This is a genomic window from Streptomyces sp. NPDC052701 (assembly GCF_040678355.1).
In the GTDB taxonomy this organism is placed as follows: Bacteria; Actinomycetota; Actinomycetes; order Streptomycetales; family Streptomycetaceae; genus Streptomyces.
Genome location: NZ_JBFATO010000001.1, coordinates 190,027 through 208,787 on the forward strand (window position 1 = coordinate 190,027; position 18,761 = coordinate 208,787).

General features: G+C 77.2%; 1 protein-coding gene. It reads left to right on the forward strand.

Features of this window, described 5'->3' with window-relative positions; genetic code table 11:
* Positions 1-59 precede the first annotated feature (59 nt).
* On the forward strand, positions 60-18,758 hold the full coding sequence (locus AB0L29_RS00840) for a non-ribosomal peptide synthase/polyketide synthase (protein ID WP_365821882.1): 18,699 nt from the start codon (positions 60-62) through the stop codon (positions 18,756-18,758).
* Positions 18,759-18,761 lie beyond the last annotated feature (3 nt).

Consider the following 18,761-nt stretch of genomic DNA (forward strand, 5'->3'; position numbering starts at 1 on the left):
CGTCCCCGGTCGTCCGTGCCCGCGTGCCCGCACCGTCCCCGCCCCGAAGGACTTCACCCATGACGGACCTGCACCACCAGCCCGCACCGGCGTCCTCCCCGCAGCAGACCGGCCCCGCGCGTCCCGCGGCGGACGGCGACGCGGACCGCCCGGCCCCGCACCCGCCGCTCGGCGAGCTGTTCGCCGCGTGGGCGGCCCGCACCCCGCACGCCCCGGCGGTCACCGACGGCCGGCGCACCTGGAGCTACCGGGAACTGGCGGCACGGACCCGGCGCCTGGCCGAGGACCTGGTGCGGCGCGGGGCAGGACCGGACCGCACGGTGGCACTGGTCCTGCCGCGCTCGATCGAACTCGTCGCGGCCGAACTGGCCGTGGCCCGGGCGGGCGCCGCCTTCCTGCCGGTGGACCCGGACTATCCCGCCGAGCGCCGGGCCCTGATGCTCGCCGACGCCCGGCCCGCCGTGGTCCTCGACGACCCGGCCGAGGTCCGCGGCCTGCTGGACGACCGCGCCGCGCGGCCGGCCGACGAGGCCGCACCGCCGGACCCGGAGCCGGGCGTCGCGGTGGGCGCCGACCACGCCGCGTACGTCATCTACACCTCCGGATCCACCGGGACGCCCAAGGGCGTGACGGTCACCCACCGGGGCATCGCCGGCTTCACCGCCGCCGCCGCCGAGCAGTACGCCGTCGGCCCCGGCGACCGGGTGCTGCAGTTCTCCTCGCCCAGCTTCGACGCCTCCGTCCTGGAGCTGTGCGTCTCCGTCCTGTCCGGCGCCACCCTGGTCGTCCCCCCGGACGGGCCCTGGCTGGGCGACGAACTCGCCGCCGTCCTGGACGAGCACCGCATCACCCACGCCCTCATCCCGCCCGCCGCCCTCGCCACCCTGCCCGACCCCGCCACGGCGGGCACGGCCCCGCACCTGCGCACGCTGATCGTGGGCGCCGAGGCGTGCCCGGCCTGGCTCGTCGACCGCTGGGCGCCCGGACGGCGCATGATCAACTCCTACGGACCCACCGAGGCCACCGTCGTGGCCACCTGGACCGGACCGCTGTCCGCGGGCGGCGGCACCCCGGCCATCGGCAGCCCCCTGCCCGGCACCGAGGCCCACGTCCTGGACACGGCGATGCGGCCGGTCCCGCCCGGCACCGACGGCGAACTGTACGTGGGCGGCGACGGCGTGGCCCGCGGCTACCTCGGCCGGCCCGGCCTGACCGCCGCCCGGTTCGTCGCCAGCCCCTTCGGACCGCCCGGCGCCCGGCTCTACCGCACCGGCGACCGGGTGCGCCTGACCGCCGGCGGGGAACTGGAGTTCCTCGGCCGGCTCGACCGCCAGGTCAAGCTGCGCGGCTTCCGGATCGAGCCGGGGGAGATCGAGGCGGCCCTGCTGCGGCACGGCGCGGTGCGCGACGCCGTGGTGGTGGTCCGCGAGGACGAGCCCGGACGGCAGCGGCTCGTCGGCTACGTCACGCCCGCCGATCCGCAGCGGCCCGCGCAGCCTGGCGAACTGCGCGCGGCGCTCGCCGCCGCCCTCCCGGCGCACCTGGTCCCCTCCGCCGTCGTCGTCCTCGACGCCCTGCCCCTCACCCCGCAGCGCAAGGTCGACCGGCGTGCCCTGCCCGCCCCCGGCCCCACGCCCGCCGAGGGACACGTCCCGCCGCGCACCCGCGAGGAACGGATCCTGGCCGCCATCTGGGCCGACGTGCTCGGGGCCGACCTCGTGGGCGTGCGCGACGACTTCTTCGACCTGGGCGGCGACTCGATCCTCGCCGCGCGGACGCTGTCCCGGATCCGGGAGGAACTGGGCGCGCGGCTGTCGGTGCGCGACGTGTTCACCGCCCGCACCGTCGCCGCCCTCGCCCCGCTGGCGGGCGACCCGTCCGCCGCCGCGCCGCCGGAGCCGATCCCGCCCGCCCCGCGCGACCGGCCGCTTCCCCTCTCCAGCGGGCAGCGCCGGCTGTGGTTCCTCGACGGCCTCACCGCCGGCGGCACCGAGTACAACACCGGCGTGGCGCTGCGGCTGCGCGGGCCGCTGGACACCGCGGCGCTGCGCCGCGCCCTCGACCGGCTCGCCGCCCGCCACGACTCCCTGCGGACCACGTTCACCACGGTGGACGGGCAGGTGATCCAGCGGGTGGACGACACCGCCGCCCTCCCGCTGCGCACGGCCGACCTGCGCGAACTGCCCGCCGAGCAGCGCGAGGAGGCCGCCGAACGCCTGCTGGCCGAGGAGCTCGGCCGCCCCTACGACCTGGCGGCGGGACCGCTGACCCGGGCCCTGCTCGTCCAGCGCGCCGACGACGACCGGCTGCTGCTGCTGGCCCAGCACCACATCGTCACCGACGGCTGGTCGGTGGGCGTCCTGACGCGCGACCTGGCCGCCCTCTACGCCGCGGAGGTGTCCGGCACCCCGCACGGCCTGCCCGCGCCGGCCGTGCAGTACCCGGACTTCGCCGTGTGGGAGCAGCGGCGCCCCTCGGACGGCGACGCCGGCGACCTCGCGTACTGGAGACGGCACCTGGCCGGGATGCAGCAGCTGGACCTGCCCGTCGACCGGCCCCGGCCCGCGGTGCGCACCACCGCGGGCGCCGCCCACCGCCACCGGATCCCGGCGGACCTGGTCACCCGGCTGCGCCACCTGGCCGCCGGCCGCGGCACGACCGTCTTCACGCTGTTCGCCGGGGCGTCCGCCGTGCTGTTCTCCCGGTACTCCGGGCAGCGGGACGTGGTGTTCGGCACCGTCACCAACGGACGGGACCGCCGGGACCTGGAGGACGTCACCGGCTTCTTCGTCAACACCGTGGTGCTGCGCGAGGAGGTGGACGACACCGTCACCGTCGACCGGTTCGTGCAGCGCATGCGCGCGACCGTGCTGGACGCCTTCGCCCACGGCGGTGTGCCGTTCGACCGCGTGGTGGAGGAACTGGCCCCGCCCCGGGACCCCAGCCGCACCCCGCTGGTGCAGGCGCTCGTGGTCCAGCAGACGGCCCCGGCCCACCCGCCGCGGGCCGGCGGGATACGCATCGAGGACCACCCGCTGCCCCGCCCGGCCGCCCGCTTCGACCTCGTCCTGGAATTCGCGCCGTGCCCGGACGGCGGGTACGAGCTGACGGTCGAGTACAACACCGACCTGTTCGAGGCGCGCACCGCCGAGCGGATGAGCCGCCACCTGCACCGCCTGCTGGACGGCATGGCGCAGGGACCGCACCGCACGCTCGCCGAGCTCCCGCTGCTGTCGGACGAGGAGCGGCGCACCCTGCTGGACGCCTGGAACCCGCCCGCGCCCGCCGGACGGGACGCCGCGGACCGCACCGGCCGCACCGGCCGCGCGGACCGCGCGGCCACGACGCTGCCGGCGCTGTTCGAGGCGCAGGTGGCCCGCACGCCGGAGGCGACCGCCGTGGTCCACGGCGGGCAGCGGCTGTCCTACGCCGAGGTGAACCGCCGCGCCGACCGGCTCGCCCGGCTGCTGAGGGCCCGGGGCGCGGGCCCGGAGACACTGGTGGCGCTGTGCCTGCCCCGCACCGCCGACCTGTTACCGGCCCTGTGGGCCGTCCTGAAGTCCGGCGCGGGCTACCTCCCCGTGGACCCCGCCTACCCGGCCGAGCGCATCCGCCTGATGCTCACGGACGCCGCCCCCGCCCTCGTCCTGGCCGCCCGCGAGACCGCCGGCGCGCTGCCCGGGGGATGCGAGCCGCTGATCCTGGAGGACTGCCTGGCCGGCCCCGCGTCCCCGGGCGACGGGGACCCCGGGAATCCCGCGGACGCTGACGCGGACCGTCCCCGGCCGCTGGACCCCGAGCATCCCGCGTACGTCATCTACACCTCGGGCTCGACCGGGCGGCCCAAGGGCGTCGTGGTCACCCACCGCAGCGTGGCGGCGCTCGCCGCCTGGGTCCAGGAGCGCTTCGGCGCCCGCCGCCTGGCGCACGTGGTGGCCTCGACCTCGCTGAACTTCGACGTCTCGGTCTTCGAGATGCTGTGCCCGCTGCTGGCCGGCGGCACCGTCGAGGTGGTCGCCGACCTGCCGGCCCTCGCCGACGGGTCCGGCCCGCGCCGGGCCGCACTGGTCAGCGGCGTGCCGTCGGTGGCCGGCCGGGTGCTCACCGGGGCCGCCGCCTTCGAGGCGGACACCGTCGTACTGGCCGGCGAGGCACTGCCCGCGCAGACCGTGCGGGACCTGCGGCAGGCCATGCCGTCCTGCGAGGTCGCCAACCTCTACGGACCGACGGAGGCCACCGTCTACGCCACCGCCTGGTTCGCCGGCGGCACCGTGCCCGACCAGGCGCCGCCGATCGGCACGCCCGTGGCCCGCACCCGCGCCTACGTGCTGGACCGGCTGCTGCGCCCGCAGCCCCCGGGCGTCACCGGGGAGCTCTACCTCGGCGGCGAGGGCCTGGCGCGCGGCTACCTGCGGCGTCCCGGCCTGACCGCCACCCGGTTCGTCGCCGACCCCTTCGCCGGGCCGGGGGAGCGCATGTACCGCACCGGGGACCTGGTGCGGTGGAGCGCCGACGGCGAACTCGAGTACCTCGGGCGCATCGACCAGCAGGTCAAGGTGCGCGGCTTCCGCATCGAACTGGGCGAGGTGGAGGAGGCGCTGCGGCACTGCGCGGGCGTGGCCGAGGCCGCCGCCGTCGCCCGGGACGGCGACGGCCACCGCCGTCTGGTCGGCTACGTCGTGCCCGCCGCGGGAGCGCGGGTGGAGCCGGAGGAGGTACGCCGGGAACTCGGCCGCACGCTGCCCGACTACATGGTGCCCTCGACCGTCGTGGTGCTCCCCGCCCTGCCGCTCAACCCCAACGGCAAGCTGGACCGGGGCAGGCTCCCCGACCCGGGGCCCGCCGGGCACACCGCGCGGCACGTCCCGCCGCGCACCCCCACCGAGCGGACCCTCGCCGCGATCTGGGCCGAGGTCCTGCACGTGGAGCGGGTCGGGGCGGACGACAACTTCTTCGCGCTGGGCGGCGACTCCATCCTGAGCATCCAGGTGGTGGCCCAGGCCCGGCAGGCCGGCCTGACGGTCACCTCCCGGGACGTCTACCGGCACCAGACCGTCGCCGCCCTCGCCCGGTGCGCGGACGCGGCGGGAAGCCGCCGGACCGCCGCGCCGGCCGCCGTGCCGGCCACCGGTCCGGCGCCGCTGACGCCCATCCAGCGCTGGCTGTTCGACGCCGTCGCCGAACGGGCCGGCCACTACGCCCAGACGCTGTCGGTGGAGCTGGCCGACCCGGTCGACGCCGCCGCGCTGGAGGACGCCCTCAACGACGTGGTCGCCCACCACGACGCGCTGCGCTCCCGCTTCCCCACCCGGGACACCCAGGGCACCCAGGACGCCCGGGACGCGGGCGGCGTCCGCTGGCACATCGCCGAGCGGGCGCCCCGCATCCGGCTGGCGCACCACACCGGACCGGACACCGACGCCCCGCACCTCGGCCCCTTCGACCTGCGGCACGGCCCGCTGCTGCGCGCCGTCCTGCACGACCGGGGAGCCGGCCGGCCGCGCGTCCTGCACCTGGCCGTCCACCACCTCGTGGTCGACGGGGTCTCCTGGCGCCTGCTGCTGGAGGACCTCGACCGGGCCTACCGGGCCCGCCGCGACGGCCGCGACGGCACGGCGGCACTGCCGCCCCGGTCCTCCGCACTGCGCCACTGGGCGCAGCGGCTGGCCGCGTACGCCGCCGAGGGCGGCTTCGACGGCGAACGGGAGTACTGGGCCCGCTCGGTCGCCGGCGCCGCGGCGAGCCTGCCCACCGACCTGGCCGGCGCCAACACCTACGCCACGGCCCGCGCGGTCACCGTGCGCCTCACCCCCGAGGACACCGCCGTCCTGCTGCGCACGCTGCCCGACACCTACCGCACCCGGATCAACGACGTGCTGCTCAGCGCCCTGGGCCGGGTGCTGTGCGCGTGGACCGGGCACGACCGCGTGCTGGTGGACGTCGAAGGGCACGGCCGCGAGGAGCTCTTCGCCGACGTCGACACCAGCCGCACCGTCGGCTGGTTCACCACCCGTCACCCCGTCGCCCTCGCCGTCCCCGCGGACGCCGGCTGGGACGCCGTGCTCAAACAGGTCAAGGAACAGCTGCGGGCCGTGCCCCGGCACGGCCTCGGCCACGACGCCCTGCGCCACCTGGCCCCGTCACCGGCACCCACGGACGGGCCCGCCGCGCAGGTCGGCTTCAACTACCTGGGCCGCTTCGCGCTGCCGGACCGCCCGGACGGCCTCTACCGCGCCCCGCTGCGCCCGCTGGAACTGGACGCGGACCCCGGCGCCGAGCGCCCGCACCGGCTGGAGGTCATCGGCCGGCTGGCGGACGACACGCTGGAGTTCACCTGGACGTACAGCGAGGGGCTGCACCGGGAGGAGACCGTCGCCGGCCTGGCCGGACGGTTCGCCGACGCGCTGGCCTCACTCGCCCGCCACGCCGCCCGGCCGGGCGCCGGCGGCCGTACCCCCTCCGACTTCCCGCTGGCCGCGCTCGACCAGGCGGCCGTGGACCGGATCACGGGGGAGGACCCCGCGGCGGTCGAGGACGTCCACCCGCTCACGCCCACCCAGGCCGGCATGCTCTTCCACGGCCTGGGCCAGGACGACCGCGGCACCTACTTCCAGCAGCTGACCTTCGTCCTGGACGGCGTGCCCGACCCCGGCGCGCTCGCGGACGCCTGGCAGCGGGTGACGGACCGGACGCCGGTGCTGCGCTCCCGCGTCCTGTGGCAGGACGTGCCCGAACCGCTGCTGGTGGTGGAGCGGCACGCGCCCGTGCCGGTCACCCGCCTGGACTGGCGGGACCTGTCCGAGGCCGAGCGGGACACCCGGCTGCGCGAGCTGATGGACCGCGACCGCGCGCGCGGCATCGACCTGGCGCGGGCCCCGCTCCAGCGCCTGGTGCTCGCGCGGGTCTCCGACACCGCCGTGCGCGTGGTGTGGTCCTTCCACCACCTGGTCCTGGACGGCTGGAGCCTGTTCCAGGTCCTCTCGGACGTCTTCGCCCGCCACGCGGGCCGGGCCCTGCCCGACCGCCGGCCCTTCCGCGACTACGTGGCCTGGCTGCGCGACCGCGACCGGGCCGAGGCCGAGCGGCACTGGCGGGCCCGCCTCGGCGGCGTCACCGGGACCACCGCGCTGCCCTTCGACCGCGAACCGCGCGAGACCCACCGCGCGGAGTCCACCCGGGCGGTGCGCGTCACGGTGCCCGCCGCCACCACCCGGGCCCTGGAGGAGACGGCCAGGAACGCGGGGCTGACGCTGAACACCCTGGTGCAGGGCGCGTGGGCCGTCCTGCTGAGCCGTCAGGCCGGCCGCGACGAGGTCGTCTTCGGCACCACGGTCTCCGGGCGGCCCGACGAACTGGCCGGGGCCGACACCATGACCGGCCTGTTCATCACGACCCTGCCCACCCGGGTCACGGTGCCGCGCCGGACGGCCCTGCTCGACTGGCTGCACCGGCTGCAGCAGGAGCAGAGCGAGGACCGGCGCTTCGGCCACGTACCGCTCACCCGTCTGAAGGCGTTCACCGAACTGCCCGAGAGGGCCGCCCTGTTCGACAGCATCGTCGTCTTCGAGAACTACCCGGTCGACGACGGTCTCGCCGCCGCCCACGGACTGCGCCTGAGCGGCCTGGACGGCATCGAGACCACCAACTACCCGCTGAGCCTGGTCGCCTACCCGGGCGAGCGGCTGGCCCTGCGCCTCGGCTACGACCCGGAGCTGTTCGACGCCGCGACGGTCTCCCGCATGGGCGAGTACCTCACCGTCCTGCTGGAGGGCATGGCCACCGGACCGGAGCGGGCCCCCGCGCGGCTGCCGCTGCTGACGCCCGAGCGCCGCGAGCAGGTCCTGCGCGCATGGAACGACACGGCGACCGACGCGCCCAGGGCCACGACGGGCGGCCTGTTCGCCGCCCAGGTGGAGCGCACCCCCGACGCCGTCGCCCTGACGGCCGGGGACGAGCACCTCACCTACCGGGAGCTGGACGAGCGGGCCGCGCGCCTGGCCGCGTCCCTGGCCGCGCTCGGGGTGTCGGCCGAGCGCCCGGTGGGCGTGCTGATGGACCGCTCCGTCCCGCTGGTCGTCGCCCAGCTCGCCCTCGCCCGCACCGGCGGCGTGTACGTGCCGCTGGACGGCCGGGCGCCGCGCGAACGGCTGCGGCGGATGACCGCCGAGGCCGGCGCCGACCTGCTCCTGACCGACGGGACGTGGGAGGAGACGGCACGCGCGGTGCTGGCGCAGGGGACGGTCGTACGGGCGGACCTCCCGGTCGCCGGGCCCGAACCGGCCGCCGCGCCGGACCCGGCCCCGGCACCGCACCCGGACAACGTCCAGTACCTGATGTTCACCTCCGGCTCCACCGGCACCCCCAAGGGCGTCGCCGTGCGCCACCGGGACGTCGCCGCGCTCGCCCTCGACCGGGCCTTCGCCGGCCACGACCGGGTCCTGGTGCACTCCCCGCACGCCTTCGACGCCTCCACCTACGAGCTGTGGGTGCCGCTGCTGCGCGGCGGCACCGCCGTCCTCGCCCCGCCCGGCGACGTGGACGCCGCCGTGGTCCGCCGCGCGATCACCGAGCAGGGCGTGCGGTGCCTGTGGCTGACCGCGGGCCTGCTCCGCCTCCTCGCGCAGGACGATCCGGCCTGCCTGCGCGGCGCCCGGGAGGTGTGGACCGGCGGCGAGGCCGTGCCGGGCGCGGTGGTGCGCCGGGTCCTGGACGCCTGCCCCGGCCTGACCGTCGTCGACGGCTACGGCCCCACCGAGACCACCACCTTCGCCACCCGGCGCGTCTTCCGGACCGGCGACCCGCTGCCCGCGGTGCTGCCCATCGGGCGCCCGCTCGACAACATGCGGGTCTACGTGCTCGACGACGCGCTCCAGCCGCAACCACCGGGCGTACCGGGCGAGTTGTACATCGCCGGTGCCGGACTGGCCCGCGGCTACGCCGGCCGGCCCGGCGCGACCGCCGCCCGCTACCTGGCCGACCCGTTCGGCCCGCCCGGCGGGCGGATGTACCGCACCGGCGACATCGTGCGCTGGAGCGCCGACGGCGAGCTGCACTTCGTGGGCCGCGCCGACGACCAGATCAAGATCCGCGGGTTCCGTGTCGAGCCCGCCGAGATCGAGGCCCGGCTCACCGCCCACCCGGCCGTGGCCGAGGCGGTGGTGTCGGTGTACGCGCACGACGGACGCAAGCGCCTGGCCGCCCACCTGGTGCCCGCCGGCGGGGCAGCCGTGCCGCCGGCGGCCGAACTGCGCGCCCACCTCTCGGCCGGCCTGCCCGACTACATGGTGCCCGCCGCGTTCGTCACGGTGGCGGAGCTGCCGCTGACCGCCAACGGCAAGGTGGACCGGCGCCGGCTGCCCGCCCCCGACTGGTCGGCGGCCGGGCAGGGCGCCTACCGCGCGCCGCGCACCGGTCCCGAACGCGTCCTGGCCGCCGTCTGGGCGGAGCTGCTGGGAGTGGAACGGGTCGGTGTCGACGACAACTTCTTCATGCTGGGCGGCGACTCGATCCTCAGCATCCAGGTCGTCTCCCGCGCCCGCGCCGCCGGTCTCGCGCTGACCCCCCGGGACCTGTTCCGGCACCCCACGATCGCCGCGCTGGCCGCCGCCACCGCCGCGGCCGGCGGCTCTGCCGCGCCCGTCGCCGGGACCGGGCCGGTGACCGGCGACGTCGAACTGACCCCCATCCAGCACTGGTTCCTGCGGCCCGGCCCCGAACGCCCGGAGTTCTTCGACCAGTCCGTGGTCGTGGAGAGCGCCGGCGCCCCCGACCCGGACGCCCTGCGCCGCGCCCTGGCCGCCCTGTGGACCCACCACGACGCCCTGCGCGCCCGCTTCGTCCGGCACGGCGACGGGACCTGGCACCAGCACTGCCCCGCCCCCGGCGAGGAACCGCCCGGGCTGCTGCGCGTGTGCGACCTCGCCGGGCTCGACGCGGCGGCGGCCGAGGAGGCAGAGGCCCGCCTGACGGCCGAGGCGCACGCCGCCTTCCGGCTGGACACCGGGCCGCTGTTCGCCGCCCGTCTGTTCACCCGGACCGAGGACCGGCCCGCCCGGCTCCTGCTGGCCGCGCACCACCTGGTCGTCGACGGCGTCTCCTGGCGCGTGCTGCTGGAGGACCTGGAGACCGCCTACCGGCAGGCCCGCGCCGGCGAGCCGGTGCGCCTGCCGCAGCGCACCACCTCCGTGCAGGAGTGGGCGCGGCGGCTCGCCGCGCACACCGCCTCCGGCGGGTTCGCCGCCGAGCGCGCCCACTGGGAGGCCGTCTCCCGGCACTGCGCCCACCCGCTGCCCGCCGACTCCGACGGCGGCAACACCGCCGCCGACCTGCGGGCGGTGACGGTCCGGCTCGATCCCGCACGCACCGACGCCCTGCTGCGCGAGGTCCCCGGCGCCTACCGCACCCGCGTCGACGACGTCCTGCTCACCGCCCTCGGCCGCGTCCTCGCGGACTGGACCGGGCGGAACACCGTCGCCGTCGGACTGGAGGGCCACGGCCGCGAGGACCACCTGTTCGACGACGTCGACCTGTCCCGCACGGTCGGCTGGTTCACCTCCCTGTTCCCCGTCGCCCTGGACGTGCCGCACGGGGACTGGGGCGCGGCGCTGAAGTCCGTCAAGGAGCAGCTGCGCGCGGTGCCCGGCCGGGGCCTCGGCTACGGCGCCCTGCGCTACCTGGCCGGCGACGAGGAGCTCGCCGCCGCGCCCGCGCCCGGCATCAGCTTCAACTACCTGGGCCGGTTCGACTGGTCCGCCGACGACACCGCCGCCCTGGTGCGCTCCGTGCCCGGCGGCCTGGGCGGCGCCGACGCGCCCGAGTCCGAGCGCCCGCACCTGCTGGACGTCGTGGCCCGCGTCCACGACGGCGAGCTGGAGATCACCTGGCACTACAGCGCCGGCCGGCACCACGAGCGGACGGTCGCCGGGCTCGCCTCCGGCATGCTGCGGGCACTGGAGGAGATCGTCGCCCACTGCCTGCGCCCGGACGCCGGCGGGCGCACCCCGTCGGACTTCCCGCTGGCCCGCCTGGACCAGACGGCCGTGGACCGGGTCGTCGGGGACGGCCGCGCGGTCGCCGACCTGTACCCGCTGACGCCGATGCAGGCGGGCATGCTCTTCCACAGCCTGATGGACCCCGACTCGCGCACCTACGTCAACCAGGTGCAACTGGTGCTGCGCGGCGTCACCGACCCGTACGCCCTGGCCGAGGCCTGGCAGCAGACGGCCGACGCCAACGCGGTGCTGCGCACCCGGCTGGTGTGGCAGGAGACCGCCGAACCGCTCCAGCTGGTGCAGCACCGGGCCACCGTGCCCGTCACCCACCACGACTGGTCCGGCCGGCCCGACCGGTGGTGCGCCCGCGAGCTGGACGCGCTGCTGGAGGCGGACCGCCGGGCCGGTGTCGACCTGACGGCGGCGCCGCTGATGCGGCTGGTCCTGATCCGGCTGTCGGCGGACCGGGTGCGGCTGGTGTGGACCTTCCACCACGTGCTGCTCGACGGGTGGAGCGCGGCCCAGGTCTTCGACGAGGTCTGCGAGCGGTACGCGGCACTGACCGCCGGGCGCCGCCCCGACGTCCCCGAGCGGGCCCCGTTCGCCGACTACCTGCGCTGGCTGGCCGGGCAGGACACCACGCGGGCGGAACGCCACTGGCGCGAGACGCTGGCCGGTTTCCCCGCCCCCACCGAGCTGCCGCGCGACCGCCGCCTCGCGCAGGCGCACCGCACCTCCTCCTCCGGGTCGGTGACGGTGACGCTCGACGCCGCGTGCTCGGCGCGGCTGCGGGAGACGGCCCAGCGCGCCGGGCTGACCCTCAACACCGTGCTCCAGGGCGCCTGGGCGCTGCTGCTGTCCCGCTACGGCGGCGGTGACGACGTGGTCTTCGGCACGACGGTCTCCGGCCGGCCCGCCGAACTGCCCGGCGTGGAAGGCATGGTGGGCCTGTTCATCAACACCCTGCCCACGCGGGCGCGGATCGACGGGCGGCGCGGCCTGCTCCAGTGGCTGGGCGAGCTGCAGGCCGCCCAGTCGGAGGCCCGGCGCCACGACTTCGTCTCCCTGGCCCAGTTGCAGTCCTGGAGCGAGGTGCCGGGCGGCACGAACCTGTTCGACAGCATCGTCGTCTTCGAGAACTACCCGTTCGACGAGGGCGCCCTGGCCCGGCACGGGCTGGCCGTCGAGCACGAACGCGACGTCGAGCCGACCAACTACCCGCTCAGCGTGGTCGTCGCCCCCGGCGAGCGCCTGACGGTGGCCCTGGACTACGACCCGGCCGCGTTCGACGCCGCGACGGTCGAGGAGCTCGGCGCGAGCCTGCGCACGCTGCTGACCGGCATGGCGGCCGACCCGGACCGGCCCCTGGCCGAGCTGCCGCTGATGGACCCGGCGCGGGGCCGCGCCCTGGTGGACCGGTTCGGCGGGCCGGTGGTGCGGGCGCCGCACCGGACCCTGCCCGCGGTCTTCGAGGAGCGGGCCGCCCGCACCCCCGACGCCGTGGCCGTCCTGGCCGGCGACGAGTCGCTGACCTACCGGGAGCTCGACGAGCGCGCCAACCGGCTGGCCCGGCTGCTCGTCGAGGCGGGTGCCGGACCCGAGCGGTTCGTCGCGCTGGCGCTGCCGCGCACCGCCGAGCTGGTCGTGGCGCTGCTGGCCGTCCTCAAGAGCGGCGCCGCCTACCTGCCGGTCGACCCCGGCTACCCGGACGAGCGGCTCGCGTTCCTCTTCGCGGACGTCCAGCCGGCCGCCGTGGTCACGACCACGCAGACCTCCGCCCGGCTCCCCGACGGCCCGTTCCCGCGGATCACGCTGGACGACCCGGCCTGCGCCGGCCGGCTGGCCGCCGCGTCCGCCGCCGGCCTCGGCGACGCCGACCGGATCGCGCCGCTGCTGCCCGCCCACCCGGCCTACGTCATCCACACCTCGGGCTCGACGGGCCGCCCCAAGGGCGTCGTCGTCGCCCACGCGTCGGTGGTGGCGCTGACCGACTGGGCCGCCGCCGAGTTCGCCGGCCGGGGCCTGGACCACGTGGTGGCCTCGACCTCGCTCAACTTCGACGTGTCGGTGTTCGAGATCTTCTCGCCGCTGCTCGCCGGCGGCCGCGTCGAGGTCGTCCGCGACGTGCTGGCCCTCGCCGAACGCCGCGGCCCGTGGCGGGCCGGACTGCTCAGCGCGGTCCCCTCGGCCCTGGGCCGGCTGCTGACGGACGACGGCGTCGAGGTCACCGCCGACACCGTCGTCCTGGCCGGCGAGGCACTGCCCGCCGCCACCGTCCGCCAGGTGCGCGCGGTGGTCCCCGGCTGCCGGGTGATGAACATCTACGGCCCCACCGAGGCCACCGTCTACGCCACCGCCTTCACCTGCGACCCGGCCGACCCCGACCGGGTCCCGCCGATCGGCCGGCCGGTCGGCGGCGCCCGCGCCTACGTCCTGGACGCCCGGCTGCGCCCGGTGCCCGCCGGAGCCCCCGGCGAGCTGTACCTCGCGGGAACCGGCGTCGCCCGCGGCTACCTGGGCAGGCCCGGACTGACCGCGTCCCGCTTCCTGCCCGACCCCTACGGCCCGCCGGGCAGCCGCATGTACCGCACCGGCGACCTGGTGCGCTGGAGCGCGCGGGGCGACCTGCTGTACCTCGGCCGCTCCGACGACCAGGTCAAGGTGCGCGGCTTCCGCATCGAACTGGGCGAGGTGGAGGCCGCGCTGGCCCGGCACCCGCAGGTCGCCGCGGCCGCCGCCCGGGTGGTGGAACGCGACGGCCACCGGCGGCTGGTGGCCTACGCGGTGCCGCGCGACACCGGGACCCCGGACCCCGCCGAGCTGCGCGCCTTCCTCCGGCGCACCCTGCCCGACCACCTGGTCCCCGCGGCCGTGCTGCCGCTGGACCGCCTGCCGCTCGGCGCCACCGGCAAGCTGGACCGGCGCGCGCTGCCCGAACCCGTGTGGGCCGCCCCGGCCTCCGGCGGCGGCCGGCCGCCGCGCACCGGCGCCGAGAAGACGCTCGCCGCGATCTGGTCCGAGGTGCTCGGCGTACCCGACGTGGGCGCCGAGGACAACTACTTCGCGCTCGGCGGCGACTCCGTCCTCGGCATCCAGATCGTCTCCGCCGCCCGCCGGGCCGGCCTCGCGCTGACCCCGCGGCACCTGTTCACCCACCAGACCGTCGCCGAACTGGCCGCGGCGGCCGAGGACCTGCCCGCCCCGGTGGTCACCGCCGAGCAGGGCGCGGTCGTCGGCGACGCGCCGCTCACCCCCGTCCAGCACTGGCTGCTGCACACCCTCACCGGCGACCCGGCGCGCTTCACCCAGACGGTCTCCTTCCACCTGGCCGCCGACACCGACCCGGACCTGCTGCGCGCCGCCCTGGCCGCCGTGACGGACCACCACGACGCGCTGCGCCTGCGGTTCGAGCCGGCCGGCGAGGGACGGTGGCGCCAGTACGGCACCGCGCCGGGCGCCGCACCGCACCTGGAGGTGCACGACCTCCCCGACGCCGCGGCGGCGGACGACCTCGCCGGCCGGCTGAGCGGCGGGTTCGACCTCACCGGCGGCCCCCTGCTGAAGGCCGCGCTGTGCCGCCCGGGCGACGGCGCACGCCCCGTCCTGCTGCTGGCCGCCCACCACCTGGTGGTGGACGCGGTGTCCTGGCGCGTGCTCCTGGAGGACCTGGACACCGCCTACCGGGCCCTGCGGACCGGGAACCCGGCGGACCTCGGGCCGAAGACCACCTCCTTCCGGGCCTGGGCGCAGCGGCTCGCCGCGCACACCGCCGCCGGCGGCTTCGACGACGAACTCGCCCACTGGCGGGACCTGGCGGACCCGGCGGACGCGGCCCCGCTGCCCACCGACCACGCCGGCGCCAACACCGCCGCCTGCGAGGAGACCCTCACGGCCGGCCTGGACGCCGAGGACACCCGCCGTCTGCTCCAGGACGTGCCGGACGTCTACCGCACCCGCGTCAACGACGTCCTGCTCACCGCCCTGGGCCGGGTCCTGGCCCGCTGGACCGGCCGGGACCGGGTCCTGGTGGCGCTGGAGGGCCACGGCCGCGAGGACCACCTGTTCGGCGACGTCGACCTGGCCCGGACCGTCGGCTGGTTCACCTCGATGTTCCCGGTCGCCCTCGACGTGCCCCGCGACGCGGACACCGGGACCGCGCTGAAGTCGGTCAAGGAGAGCCTGCGGGCGGTGCCGCGCGGCGGACTGGGCTACGGCGCCCTGCGCCACCTGCACCCCACGGCCGGCCCGGAGCTGCCCGGCCTGCCGCAGATCGGCTTCAACTACCTCGGGCAGCAGGACTGGAACGCGGCCCCCGGCGGCCTGCTGCACGCGCCGTCCGGCCCCCTGGCGGGCGGCATGGACCGCTCGGCCGGCCGGCCGCACCTCATCGACGTCCTCGGCCGGGTGACCGACAGGCGGCTGGAGTTCACCTGGGCGTACTCCCGCGAGGTGCACCGGCGCGAGACCGTCGCCCGGCTGGCGCAGGAGCTCACGGAGGAACTGCGCCGGATCGTGCGGCACTGCGCCGAGCCCGGCGCCGGCGGCCGCACCCCGTCGGACTTCCCGCTGGCCCCGCTCGACCAGGCGGCCGTCGACCGGCTGGTGGGCACCGGCCGCGACGTCACGGACGTCTACCCGCTCACCCCCACCCAGACCGGCATGGTCGTCCACGCCATGGACGAGGCCGGGCAGGGCCTGTACGTCGAGCAGATCACGTTCGTGGTGGACGGGGTGCGCGAGCCGAGGCTGCTGGCCGCCGCCTGGCAGCACGTCGTCGACCGCACGCCCGTGCTGCGCACCGCCGTCGCGCTGCGCGGGGTGCCCGTGCCGCTCCAGGTCGTGCACCGCACCGCCGCCCTGCCGGTCACCGAGCACGACTGGAGCGCCCTGGCACCGGCCGTGCGCGAGACCGAGCTGGAACGGCTGCTGGCCGAGGACAAGGCCCGCGGCCTCGCCCTGGACCGCGCGCCGCTGCTGCGCCTGCACCTGATCCGCCTCGCCGAGGACCAGGTGCGGGTCGTGTGGACCTTCCACCACGTCCTGCTGGACGGCTGGAGCGTCTTCCACGTCCTGTCGGACGTCCTGGCGAGCCACGCCGCGCTCGCCCGGGGCGAGGAGCCGCGCCTGCCGGAGCGCCGCCCGTTCGCGGACTACGCCGCCTGGCTCGCCGGCCGGGACACCGCCGAGGCCGAGGAGCACTGGCGCGCCGCGCTCGCCGGTCTCACCGCGCCCACCCCGCTGCCCTACGACCGCCGGCCCGGCCGGGACGCCACCGCCCGCTCCGGCACCTGGCTGTCCATGCGGCTCGGAGCGGGGGAGACCGCCCGGGTGCAGGACTTCGCGCGCCGCCACCGGCTCACCCTCAACACCGTCGCGCAGGGCGCCTGGGCGCTGCTGCTGGCCCGCTGGAGCGGCGAGCGGGAGGTGTGCTTCGGCACCACCGTCTCCGGGCGGCCCGCCGACCTGCCCGGCGCCGACACCATCACCGGCCTGTTCATCACCACCCTGCCCGCCCGGGTCGCCGTGGACGGCGACGCCCCCTGCGACGCGTGGCTGCGCGCGCTGCAGTCCGCGCGGGCCGAGGACCGCCGCTTCGACCACGTGCCCCTGACGGACCTGCACCGCCTCAGCGAACTCCCCTCCGGAACAGCCCTGTTCGACAGCCTGCTGGTGTTCGAGAACTATCCGGTCGGCGACGCGACGGCCGGTGAGCACGGCATCGCGGTGCGGGACCTGGACGCCCGCGAGGCCACCAACTACCCGCTCACCGTGGTGATCTCGCCCGGCGACGAACTGGTCGTCGAACTCGGCTACGACCCGCGCCACTTCGAGGAGGCCACCGCACGCTCCCTGGCCGGCCAGCTGCTGCACACCCTGCACGCCCTGGCCGCGGCGGACGGCACCGTACCCCTGGAGGCGCTGGACGTGCTGCCGCCCGGCCAGCGGGCGCGGCTGCTGGACGCGCCCGCCCGGCCCGCCTCCCCGCCCCCGGCCCCCGTGCCGCTGCCCGCGCTGGTCGAGGCCGCGGTGGACCGGTGGCCCACCGCACCGGCGCTCCAGGCACCGGGCCTGCTGCTCACCTTCGCCGAGGCCGAGACACGGGCCAACCGCCTGGCGCACCGCCTCATCGCGCGCGGCGCGGGCCCCGGCGACCTCGTCGCCCTGGTCCTGCCGCGCTCGGCGGACATGGTCCTCGCCCAGCTCGCGGTGGCCAAGGCGGGCGCCGCGTTCCTGCCCGTCGACCCCGGCTACCCGCCCGAGCGGGTCGCGCTGATGCTGCGGGACGCGGCCCCCGCCGTGACCCTCGACGCCGACGAGGTCGCCGGCCTGCTCGCGGCGGCCCCGGACGGCGGCCCGGAGCACCGCCCCACCGACGCCGACCGCACCCGGCCCCTGGACCTCGACGACCCGGCCTACGTCATCTACACCTCCGGGTCCACCGGCACCCCCAAGGGCGTCGTCGTCACCCACCGGGGCCTGGCCGCCTTCGCCGCCGCCGAGGCCGAGCACTACCGGGTCGCCCCCGGGGACCGGGTACTGGCCTTCGCCACGCCCAGCTTCGACGCCTCGGTCCTGGAGCTGTGCGCGTCCCTGCCGCACGGCGCCCGGCTGGTCGTCCCGCCGCCCGGCCCGCTGCTCGGCGCCGGACTGGCCGCCGTCCTGCGCGAGGAGCGCATCACCCACACCCTGCTGCCGCCGGCCGCGCTCGCCACCCTGCCGCCGGACACCCCCGGCACCCTGCCCGCCCTGAAGACCCTGATCGTCGGCGCCGACGCCTGCGGCGCAGACCTGGTGGCCCGCTGGGCGCCGCACCACCGGATGGTCAACTCCTACGGGCCCACCGAGGCCACCGTGGTCGCCACCTGGTCGGACCCGCTGGAACCGGACGGCACCGCGCCGCCCGTCGGCCGCCGCCTGCCCGGCACCCGGGCCTACGTCCTGGACGCCCGGCTGCGGCCGGTCACCGACGGCGTGCCGGGCGAACTGTGGCTGGCCGGCCCGGCCCTGGCCCGCGGCTACCTGAACCGGCCCGGCCTGACCGCGGCCCGGTTCACCGCCGACCCGTTCGGCCCGCCCGGCGGCCGCATGTACCGCACCGGCGACCTGGTGCGGCGCGACGCCCGCGGCGAACTGCACTACCTCGGCCGCACCGACCACCAGCTCAAGCTGCGCGGCCACCGGATCGAGGCGGGCGAGGTCGAGGCCGTCCTGGTGCGCCACCCGGCCGTGCTGGACGCCGTGGTCGGCGTGCGCGAGGACGAGCCGGGGCTGCCCCGCCTGGTGGCCCACCTGCTCGCCGCGCCCGGCGCCGAGCCGCCCGCCCCGGCCGACCTGCGGGACCTGGCCGCCCGCGCCCTGCCCGGTCACATGGTCCCGTCGGCGTTCGTGGTGATGGACCGCTTCCCGCTCACCGAGAACGGCAAGACCGACCGGGCCGCCCTGCCCGCGCCCGACGCCCTCCAGAGCGCCGGGGACCGCGGGCACATCGCCCCCCGCACCCCCACCGAGGAGGCCCTGGCCGCCCTGTGGGAGGAGGCCCTGCACACCGCGGTCGGCGCCGAGGACGACTTCTTCGCCCTGGGCGGCGACTCCCTGCGGGCCGTGCTCGTCGCCTCCCGGGCGGGCGAGATGTTCGGCGTGACCCTCACGCCCCGCGACGTCCTGGTCAGCCGCACGGTCGCCGCCCTGGCGGACCTGGTGGAGGAGCAGGTGCTCAGCGAACTCGAAGACGCCGCACGCGGCGACAGCGACCACGACGAACGGTGAGGA